This window comes from Symplocastrum torsivum, from assembly GCF_059505465.1.
On record NZ_JCACKQ010000079.1, the window covers coordinates 17,674 to 27,604 of the forward strand.

Genomic DNA, 9,931 nt, shown 5'->3' on the forward strand with positions numbered 1-9,931 from the left:
GGACAACTTATAGTTGTAGCTACAAGGTTCTATGTTCCTCTGAGACGATTGGAGAGATGGGAAAAGCAGGTAGAGTCCTCAAGGAAGTGCTGGAAACCCACCGCATCAGCCAAGGCAAGTTGGCAACGTCGTTGGGGATTGCACGTTCTAATGTTTATCGCTGGGTCAATGAAATCAGAGATCCAGGTTCTGAGACTGTTCTGACTATTGTTGAGGCGCTACGAGAAATTAATCCAAGTGCTGCTGAGGACTTTATGGGTTTATATACTAGCGACTCAACTGAAAATGAAGATCAGCCCGATCTTTCTACTGAATCCACTGAAGAGAGTAAGGTAAACCTGATAAGTAATAACGTTATAGGTCTACCTCAAGTTGAGGGGCTAGATATTTCTGCATTCTCTAGATTATTTGCCAATACTACAAATTCATACAAATACATTTTTTTCTTGTCTCTCTTAGATATTTTGAGTAGACGAAACTTTGATGGTTCTTCGTTAATTAGTTTTAGAGAAATAACAATCGAGATGCTAGCTAACGCTTGGTATCCAAACATTTACTTCAATTTATATTTTGGTTTACAAGACCAAATTGCAAATAAGTTGAACTCTCTAAATATCAAAATTGAACCCAAATTTAATGACTCTGATAAAAAGTACCTGCGTGAAGAAATAAGTAAACAAAATTTAGACAATCTTCTTATAGGAAATTTCTCTTTAATGAGATTTGTCCCTTTTCGCTTAATTAGACCTTTTCTTAAGCATCAATTGGGAAGAATTGAAATAGATAACGAAGTAAACAAAAAAATTGTGCCATTGGCAAAACAATACTTCGATGCAATAAAGCCTCTATATTGTTTTGATGGAGACTATCCTAGCAATTGTGAATACATTCAATTACACCCAGAGTGGGTTTTATACATAAAGATTAACTATGAAATTATACGTTCCTGGGTAGCGTGGGAATGGCTAAACTATATGCAGCGGCGTAATCCTAGTGTTCCTGCTATCAGTAATAAACTTTTTCCACCTGAAAAGAGAGAATCTCTAGAACGTCAAATTGCTTATTGGAAATTAGTGTTACAGCATACTAATTTACAGTGCATCTATTCGGGACGACTTCTGAGCTTAGAGAACCTATCTCTGGATCACTACTTACCTTGGTCATTTGTGACACATGATAATCTCTGGAATTTAATCCCAACTTTCCGGGATGTCAACTCAGCTAAATCTAACAAACTCCCTTCAAGTATTTACTTTAGTGCTTTTGTTGCAATGCAACATATAGGGCTTACTATCTCTAGCGAAAATATGAAGTCTAAGATTTGGAATAAATATGTTGAACATTATATAGCTGATCTAAGGCTGTCTGATACAAACGATCTTCTTAATATTGAAAGACTGAGAAATGCTTATGAGTTAATTGTAATGCCTCAAATATCTCTGGCTACCAGTCAGGGATTCATGCCAAATTGGTCTTACAGATAAATAATTAATGAACATTAACTTATCGCCCCTTGTTTCTGACACTCCATTTGGTGGTGTTCAGGGTAGTCTGTCTGCCAACCCTGGAAAACCTCACGGGATTGCGCTGCTGCCACTTATAAGTTTCGTATTCTTCCTCAATAATTTTGTCGATAAAAGTTAAATCTTCTTCAGAATATCTAGTCGTTGGATTACCCTTTCTCTGAGGAATTAATCCTATAAAGCCACAAACGTATTCTTGTTCAGCTTTTCTATACTTGGCTTTCCCGTGTCTAAGTGTCGGCAACGTCAGGCTTTAAAGCATACGCTCGAATTCCTGTTGTTGGCGATCGGTGTTAGCGGCTTGCAATTTTTCCAAAGCGAAGTTGAGTTCCTGCAAGCCTGCTGCTATGATTTCCTGTTGGTGTTGGGGTGAAGAAGACTCGCCAATGTGCTGTTGCAATTGGGCTACTCGCTGTTGCATCGTGCGTATTTGCTCTTGCAGGTCGCCTGACATCACAACACTCCTCTTCACAAATAGTTTTTTCTCGCTGCGGCATCAGTGGCGAGATAGTGAAACTCATTTTAGTTTGAGATGATTGTCTAACTGTTACATCTGGCAGGGAAAGAGAGCGATCGCATCTACACACCTCATTTCTTGTTAGCTGGCAACAAGATGGACAAGTAGTGATGTGCGACTCCTAAGCAGTAATCGCCTGTCCAACTTGAGTCAAGAATCGGAACGCCTTTACGATATGACTCGCGCACTCAGTGGGTGAGGTTGCGTAAAAGGCACGCCAAGCAGCAGCCTTATATTCGTCATACTGGTTGGCTTTTTCGGGGTACCGCTCTAGCCATGCTAACCGCACAGCATGACCAATCAGAACATCCAGCACCACATATTCTTCAATTTGTAACTCAGGATTGCGCTCTAAAATTGCGGCCAGTTCCATCAATGCCTCAATATTCACGGTGCGATATTCCGGTGCCTCGATCTTATTGAGCAAATGCTCCACCCGCAGTGCGAAGTTCTTTTCCCCCGGTGTCATCTCTGAAAGAATTAGCTGGCTATCTAAACGATTACGGCGCTCCAATTTATCGCCAATAACTAAGCCCTTGCACTGCTTCATGACTCGCCAAACACTGGGATAAAAGTCTTTGGGAACACGACCCGCACTACCATCTAGCTGACGCTTCCTCACCCAGCTACCAATCGAGTAAAGTTCCTCCTCTGTCTCATCCTGCCCCCCCGATAAGACAGCCCAGTCGATTCCTTGTTGAGGTTGTTTGACGTGCAATGATTCCTGCTGGCGTAGCTTTTGGTTCATTCCTTCATAGCCTGCTAAACAAGAACGGACACGCATTTTGATTTCACAGGGGCTAGCGTGCATCAGTTGTTCATAGGCTTCATCCTGAGTAACCCCTCGCTCAGCTGCCAACTCGCTGGTTAAGAGGAGAATGAGATAGCCAACCCGTAGCGTCAGCAAACCATCCAGTAAACCGGGTTCTGATTTAATTAGGATACCAAGGTAGACCAGGATTTCTTGAGTAAGAACGCGATCGCGAATATCCTCCCGACAAAACTCATCAATTTTCGCCCGGATTTCCTGGTGCGACATCGGGTTTTTAATCAACGATGCCTCACTATACGCCCTGCCAACCGTAATCTGTTTCCCACGCACCAAAATATCAGTCACCGCATCCGACAAGCTGATATCTACCTTATTCAGCAAACCCGCTGCTTGACGCACGATTCCCCAATAAGGAGAAGCTGATTCCATACCCGCTTTGATGTAAACTTCATTGAGCAAATCCGCGACTGTCACGGGCACTCCAGGTCCACCAAATCCCGTATCAAACTCCAACCCCCGCAAACGCCTGAGAGTACGCAACAGCTCAATTTGCTCGTAAAGGTTTTGCGACTCCCGTAAACTGTCTAGCAATAACTTGAGGTTCGTTTCACACTCCAGCAGAAACTCCTGGGTGTGACTTAAAGGACCATGTTTCCCAAAATGGCTATTGAGGTAGTAGCAGCGCAGTGCTGCATCTTTGACGGCTGATTGTGTAAATTCAAACTCATGCAGAAAATCAATCCGCTCAGTTCCTGCTGTCAGCATCAACTGGTTGAGACGCCCTAGTTTCACCCGAACGCCATTGCACAAGCCATCTTTTAATTCTTGGATCAACGCGAGTACTGGTAATTGGGGATTAGTGCTAGGGTCAGGAACAATATTACTTCCCACACTTCCATTGTCCATTCCCGCGTCAGCCTCTGTTTGTAACATGCTGTGAGTCAATAGCAGCGTGATTGTCGGACGCCCCAACTCTCCCCAGTGGCGTTGAATATAAGTGAGTTCACTTTTAATCTGATCAACCAGAAAATGATAGTCAAGAGTTAGGTAGAACTGCTGTTGGTCTAGAAACGCAGGTAGGAAGACAATCGTCTCTCGCCCTATCCGAAAGATTCGCGATGTCGTTAGACTCCGTAAGCGTCGAACCGGGCGTCCCGTCAACGCCAGCAAGTCACAGCGACCCATTTGAGCATAAACCGCTGACAGTTCGGTGGCTTGCCGTACCTGCACTGGCTCTACCTGTTTTGGTGTCTGCGTTGCAATGCCATAAGCTGCCAGTTGCGCTTTTAAATCTTCATCCTCTGCGAGCAAGGCAATTTGTACAACTGGGTCTTGGTGACGTCCTATGCTCAAATGGCGTCCCAAAGGGTCAATATCACCAGGGGCGAGTAATCCCTCACTCAGCAACTGACCTAGAAAGTACAAACTCTGCGCCCATACCAGAGGGAGGTTATCATTCGGAAGACGCGGCTGACTATGAGGCGACTTTCGCTCCGCTTCTATATTCTCATGGGGAACGTAATACACTTCCGGTAGTAACCCAATACCGTCTCGCTCTACTAGTAAACCTTTTAAACGCTCCTGATACTTTTGGACTTGCTCAGTGTCTCCTCGAAACAGACCATCCAGCAGCAGGTAACTAAAAAACAAAGGCCATTCGCACTCGATATGCTCAAACTTTTGCAGTTCCCAAGGTTCGTAATGTAGACGAGTCGTGTCTTCCAAAACGGTCTGGTGCCCATCTCTCAAGAAGCGTTTGCAGCCATAGCGACCCTCTAGTTTTTTAACGATGTTGCTTCTGGTACGTTCAATTAGCTGGGCATCTTCTACGGCAAAAGCGGGGAACCCGATCGCACTTAAAAGAGCTGCATCCGTTTCTTTTGAGCTAGATTCACGAGGCAATATGGATTTTAGTGTGATTCGCGATCGTGCAATTTCATCGGGTAATACATGAATTACTGATGCTTCTGAACCATGAACACCGAATAAATCCAGCCCATTGATCGCTTCCAATGCGGCTTTTGCCATCCCTACAGAACTGGCATTTAGTTCAGGATTGCCGTGATTTGCCTTATTGCCCCGCTCCCAGATTCCATAATCGGGTGTTCGATACGTCCGACCAATGTAATAAACAAGATTTTGGACGAAATGGACTTCATCGATTGTAAAGATGATGTATAGTCCAGATGCCGTCATCTGAGCGAGCATCAGCAGGAACAGAGAAGTCGCATCAAGTTGCAAGTGACCCCATTGGTCATCGCCTACAACCACATCGCCTGTACTGGTGTTGTACTTTGCGTGCAGGGCATCTAAGAGGGATTGGGTTTCTTTAAATCGTTCTACTTTGTGCGCTTGCCGCATCATGCAGAACAAAAGCCCGCGCATTAGCTTGACAACACTCTGTTCTAGTTCAAAAGTACGCCCTCCATCACCATCTACCTTGCGGTAAGCCAAACCTAATCCCCAAACCGCCAAAATGCTGTAAACGTTATCACGTACCCAAGCATCGGTATAGTTTCCGTGGGCATTAATTGCGGTACTGGCTGGTAGAAGTCCCGTAATTGGGTTTTGACGATTGAGAATCACCGCTTTGATTTGGTGATAATAATCGTCTAATCGAGCTGGTAGCTGGGAGTTGATGATAGACATACCGATCTCTCGATAATTTCTGAATTTTGATTTGCTGCAAAAGTCGTCAATTGCTTATTTCAGACTTTACACAGAATTCATCTAGCTTGGTGAGGAGATTATTGCCGTTTTGCAAAATATTGGTTACATTAGTTTACAAAGATGTTTACAAAACGTCACTAACGGAGCAAAAGCAATGCAAGAAGATCGCAACGATGTAAAGTTCGGCTTTACGCCTCAAGCTGAAAACTGGAACGGTCGTTTAGCCATGATTGGCTTTGTTGCCGCTCTAATCACTGAATATGTATCTGGTCAAGGTGTCTTACACTTCTGGGGCTTAATGTAATCCCGTAGTTAGTGCAATCTCTATTAATCTCAACGGATAGCTGGGTGTTCTTTACAGGAACCCCAGCTTTTTAAAGCGCGATTGGCTGTCCACCCTAGTAATCGTTCAATGGCTACACTTATCGCTTTAAATTTTTAACTAACTGGTTTTAGGAAAAGGTTAAGGGTGAACATTCAAGGAGAACTACCTGATGTATTTCTTGCTCTGCTTTTCCCACGAGCTGGTATTGCAATTAAATGTGGGATAGCTTGGTAATTTAGAAGAAAACTACAAGGGGCGACGATGCCGCCACCCCTGCAATTGACTCTAAGAAAGCGAAAAGCTACCTAACGAATGTATTCTTTGAGAATGCTATTGCGATTAGGATGGCGTAGTTTGCGGAGAGCTTTTGCTTCAATTTGGCGAATTCGTTCGCGAGTAACGTTGAAGATTTGACCGATTTCTTCTAGCGTCTTCATCCGTCCATCGTCTAATCCGTAGCGTAGACGCAGAACATCACGTTCACGAGGGCTAAGGGTATCAAGGACGCTTTCGAGGTCTTCCCGAAGTAGATTTTTTGAAACTTGATCTTCTGGGGTTTCGCCATCAGCTTCAATGAAGTCTCCAAGGCGAGAGTCTTCTTCTTTACCAATTGGTGTTTCTAAGGAGATGGGAAGTTGAGCAGATTTTGCAATAAATCGCAGCTTCTCGATGGTCATTTCCATGCGATCGGCAATTTCTTCTTCTGTAGGCTTGCGACCCATTTCTTGAGAGAGAATCTTAGTGGTTTTTTTAATCCGCGAGATCGTTTCATAGAGGTGAACGGGTAAGCGGATGGTGCGAGACTGATCAGCGATCGCTCTTGTGATTGCCTGCCGAATCCACCACGTAGCGTAGGTGGAGAACTTATAACCTTTTTCGTGGTCAAACTTTTCAGCGGCTCGAATTAGACCCAGAGAGCCTTCTTGAATCAAGTCTTGGAAGGACAAACCTCGATTCATGTATTTCTTGGCAATTGAGACAACAAGACGCAAGTTTGACTGCACCATTTTGTCTTTTGCCCGACGTCCTAGGTAGAGGCGATGGCGAAAGGCTGGTAAAGCCATATTCACCTCAGTTGCCCATTCGCTGTCTTGTGGTTCGCGTTCTAATTGATCGAACAAGCGCTCCCGTATCCGCTCTAGTTCCAACAAGTCAGCAATTTTCCGAGCCAATTCAATTTCTTCATCTGCCCGCAACAGCCGAATTCTTCCAATTTCTTGCAGGTAGAGGCGAATTGAGTCTTCTGTATAGTGCTTCTTTTTTGTTTGTGTTCGACGACGGGTAGAGCGCACCTTACCAGGCTTACCGTCTTCTTCATCCGATTGAGCGTCTACAAGCTCATCTCGGTTCACGTCATCCTCGATTAAGAATTCCAGCTCATTCTCAGGCTGAGTGATTGTTGCGAGATCTAAGTTTGCCTGGGTCATGCCTTTTTCCTCATGCTCCTTCAGTTAAAGACCAGTAGATGGTGTTTTTTAATCTACTTGAGATTGCGTTGCCAGCGAGTAACTTTCTCTTGCATTCTAAGGTTTTATTTGATAACTGAGTATGAGAAATAAGATCGGCTCATTTCTTTACACTCAACCGATGAGTGAATGCGTTATGTCGTTAGTGTTAATGCTGGCTTCTGTTGAGACTTTTTGATTGTAGCCTTAAATACCAAAAATGTACGACGGTTTTAGCTTCAATCTTTTTATGGCGTAGTGAGCTTATAAAGCGCTTTCATACAAAATAATGTTCATGAAAATGATGCCCCCATGATGAATTCCTTTTCCTTAAGTTGCTACGTGCGGCGGCTGAGTGCAAAGTTCTAGTTTTTGCAGTTAGCCCTGTTTCAGCAATCATAGACTGTTTCTACAAGCTGAATCCAGAACACTATTAAATGTCTGGTAACAGCGGTTGCCACATTTTTGTGTACCCATCGAAGTTCAAAAATTGGATTCATGCTTGCTGTTTTGCTGAATCTTTCCTAATTTACTCTAGCTTTGAACTTGAGCGTCCCAGTTAAATAGCTGAAATACACTCAGCCATTTTAATGAATTCATCTGACAGATGACTGTCATAGCGTGTGACAAATTCACTAGCTTACCTAGCATCTTACTTAGTACAGATGTTCTATAATCATCTCGATTGATATCCCCTCTGACTACGTTAGCGAAGTTTTCCTGTAAGAGAAATATTTTCTACAGCCGAAGGTTAGAAATAGGTCATGGCAGTTGTTCTAGCGTAAGACAGATGTAAAACAATTGTTCTAACACACAAAGCAAGTAGATGTGGGAAGTTTCTAGAAAAAAAAACTCTAAACGGTTTGCTAGTCGATGTTTGAAAACGACAGTATGGTGTTTGGCTACTAGTACACCATAGGCTTGACTAACGCTCGGCAAACAAGAGGAAGACCACATCAATTCGGGTAAAGCATCTTTGAGGAGAATGTTCTCCGTAACTTACCTTTCCTTGTAAGACAACAACTGCTAAGTCTGCTGCCATAACTGGTTGATCGTAACAAAATGATAACCCTGCTGTAGGAGCAGAGGAATTAACAGAGCCGTTGTTTGGGCAACATCTTGTCCTCCATAGTAGCCATCGTGTAAGACAATCAGCGACCCATTTTGTACCTGCCGTAGAACTCGCTGTACAACCACCTGGACACCAGGACGTTCCCAGTCTTCTGGAACAACACTCCACATCACAGTCCGATAGTTCCACTGGTGCAATAAATTCAATGTTTGCGGTGTAAATAAACCATTAGGGGGGCGAACGTCTCGAATATTTTCTGGCTTAAGCTGAGACGCTTGATCGTCAGACAAAGCGATCGCCAGCGCCGTGTGAATTGCCTTTTGAGTTTTTTCTAAACTCTCTCTAAGAGCCTCCGGTGTTAAAAGAGCAAAGGAATGATGATGATATCCATGTAACCCAATCCAATGACCGCGCTCATAAACAGTTTTTGCTACGGCGGGTGATCGATCTACGCAAGCACCCAACCAGAAAAAGCTGGCTTTGATATTGTAGTGGTCTAGGACTTGCAGGAGTTCTGGGGTGTATTGAGGATGGGGTCCATCATCAAAGGTAAGTGCGATCGCTCGTGAAGTCTTTGCACCTGTCCACAGGCAACCACGAAAGGAAGGTTTAAGAATTTGGTACAGGATAGGATAAAGCGGTGCAAGCTGCATTCAGTCGTGATTCGTTAAAAGTTTTGATGGGTCAGGTGAGTCTTAAGTGTCTCCACTTAAAGATGCTAACGTTTTCAGACCCTAAAAACTAAAGCTTGGGTCAGCCAAAGTCAGTTGACCATCAAAAGCATAGACAGTAATTCGCAAGATATTTGAGGATTCAATCCTTAGCTCGGCATTGGGCGAGATCTGGGAATTAGAACCGGCTAGATTAGGTTCTGTAATTGAAGAGCGGACTAAAAGTTTTTCCTCTTGGTCATAGGCAGACAGAACAGTTCGTTGGGAACTGGTGACATAGCAGCAGAACATATTGACAGGTTGTGAGAATGTTGCTTCCAGCCAGCCGCTGTTTGGCGCACCCATGAGTACTGTGGTACCCGTTCGGGGTGGATACGCAGGATTTGAGGGTTGTAAGGCGATCGCGTTTTTAAAGGTAATGCCATAGTGATGAAACTGATGCTCCACAACTTCAAAGCATTTCAAATCTTCCAGGTTAAGGCAGATGCTAGAAGGTCTTATCACGAGTAAATTAGAGTCAAACTCAACTGCACCCCAATAAGGAGAAGCAATTACAGTTTGCGGCTTAGGGAAATCAGTTGTTGATTCCAGGGTTTCAGAATCAGCCTCTTTGACTTCATTCAACGGTTGAACACACTGCATTGCCATAACACTAATATGAACGCAATTTATCAAAATCGGAGAACCACCAACCCTATTGACGTGGAACAACCCAAAATTCTTGGTTTGTCCGTGAGTCACAAATCTGTGAGGAAAAAACACCCTTGTATTACTTAGAATACTCAACTCCCAACTGCCGCTTACCTTCACAAGTTCTGACTGATCAGACTCCACACATCAAGGGCTATATACTCTCTCCAGAAAATAGACAATCAAGACTACAACCCACATTCCGCCCTTTGAGTGTCACAAGCGGATGATTTAGTGGAACCGAAG

8 protein-coding genes are annotated in these 9,931 nt (G+C 43.8%); 3 read left to right on the forward strand and 5 right to left on the reverse strand.

Going from position 1 to position 9,931, the window contains the following annotated elements:
• Positions 1-56: 56 nt before the first annotated feature.
• Positions 57-1,484, forward strand: a complete 1,428-nt coding sequence (locus AC5JL3_RS21985; protein ID WP_496076510.1) for an HNH endonuclease domain-containing protein — start codon at positions 57-59, stop codon at positions 1,482-1,484.
• 7 nt (positions 1,485-1,491) lie between these two features.
• Positions 1,492-1,644: a hypothetical protein gene (locus AC5JL3_RS21990; RefSeq protein ID WP_496076511.1), complete on the forward strand. Its 153-nt coding sequence runs from the start codon at positions 1,492-1,494 to the stop codon at positions 1,642-1,644.
• Positions 1,645-1,776: 132 nt separating this feature from the next.
• Here the strand turns inward: AC5JL3_RS21990 and AC5JL3_RS21995 are convergent, their stop codons facing one another.
• Both AC5JL3_RS21995 and AC5JL3_RS22000 read right to left on the reverse strand, forming a co-directional pair.
• Entirely contained in the window at positions 1,777-1,977 is a 201-nt protein-coding gene (locus tag AC5JL3_RS21995) for a hypothetical protein (protein WP_496076512.1), read from the reverse strand.
• Between the two features lie 184 nt (positions 1,978-2,161).
• Positions 2,162-5,461, reverse strand: a complete 3,300-nt coding sequence (locus tag AC5JL3_RS22000; RefSeq protein ID WP_496076513.1) for a phosphorylase b kinase regulatory subunit alpha/beta — start codon at positions 5,459-5,461, stop codon at positions 2,162-2,164.
• A gap of 175 nt (positions 5,462-5,636) precedes the next feature.
• Between AC5JL3_RS22000 and AC5JL3_RS22005 the strand changes: the two genes are divergently transcribed.
• Positions 5,637-5,786 carry a CAB/ELIP/HLIP family chlorophyll-binding protein gene (locus AC5JL3_RS22005; protein WP_192217016.1) on the forward strand — a complete coding sequence of 50 codons (150 nt, stop codon included), beginning with the start codon at positions 5,637-5,639 and terminating at the stop codon, positions 5,784-5,786.
• Positions 5,787-6,112: 326 nt separating this feature from the next.
• Here the strand turns inward: AC5JL3_RS22005 and rpoD are convergent, their stop codons facing one another.
• From rpoD to AC5JL3_RS22020, 3 genes are all read right to left on the reverse strand, one after another.
• Complete coding sequence (gene rpoD / locus AC5JL3_RS22010; RefSeq protein ID WP_192217017.1) at positions 6,113-7,234, reverse strand: RNA polymerase sigma factor RpoD; 1,122 nt, start codon at positions 7,232-7,234, stop codon at positions 6,113-6,115.
• A gap of 1,044 nt (positions 7,235-8,278) precedes the next feature.
• On the reverse strand, positions 8,279-8,977 hold the full coding sequence (locus tag AC5JL3_RS22015; protein WP_496076514.1) for a polysaccharide deacetylase family protein: 699 nt from the start codon (positions 8,975-8,977) through the stop codon (positions 8,279-8,281).
• A gap of 81 nt (positions 8,978-9,058) precedes the next feature.
• A complete protein-coding gene (locus tag AC5JL3_RS22020; protein ID WP_496076515.1) occupies positions 9,059-9,643 on the reverse strand; it encodes a hypothetical protein in 585 nt (194 codons plus the stop codon).
• Positions 9,644-9,931 lie beyond the last annotated feature (288 nt).

Excerpts from the sequence above, each read along its gene's own strand:
- AC5JL3_RS21985 (WP_496076510.1), top strand. The coding sequence starts at position 57 with ATGGGAAAAGCAGGTAGAGTCCTCAAGGAAGTGCTGGAAACCCACCGC.
- AC5JL3_RS21990 (WP_496076511.1), top strand. The coding sequence starts at position 1,492 with ATGAACATTAACTTATCGCCCCTTGTTTCTGACACTCCATTTGGTGGT.
- AC5JL3_RS21995 (WP_496076512.1), bottom strand. The coding sequence starts at position 1,977 with ATGTCAGGCGACCTGCAAGAGCAAATACGCACGATGCAACAGCGAGTA.
- AC5JL3_RS22000 (WP_496076513.1), bottom strand. The coding sequence starts at position 5,461 with ATGTCTATCATCAACTCCCAGCTACCAGCTCGATTAGACGATTATTAT.
- AC5JL3_RS22005 (WP_192217016.1), top strand. The coding sequence starts at position 5,637 with ATGCAAGAAGATCGCAACGATGTAAAGTTCGGCTTTACGCCTCAAGCT.
- rpoD (WP_192217017.1), bottom strand. The coding sequence starts at position 7,234 with ATGACCCAGGCAAACTTAGATCTCGCAACAATCACTCAGCCTGAGAAT.
- AC5JL3_RS22015 (WP_496076514.1), bottom strand. The coding sequence starts at position 8,977 with ATGCAGCTTGCACCGCTTTATCCTATCCTGTACCAAATTCTTAAACCT.
- AC5JL3_RS22020 (WP_496076515.1), bottom strand. The coding sequence starts at position 9,643 with ATGGCAATGCAGTGTGTTCAACCGTTGAATGAAGTCAAAGAGGCTGAT.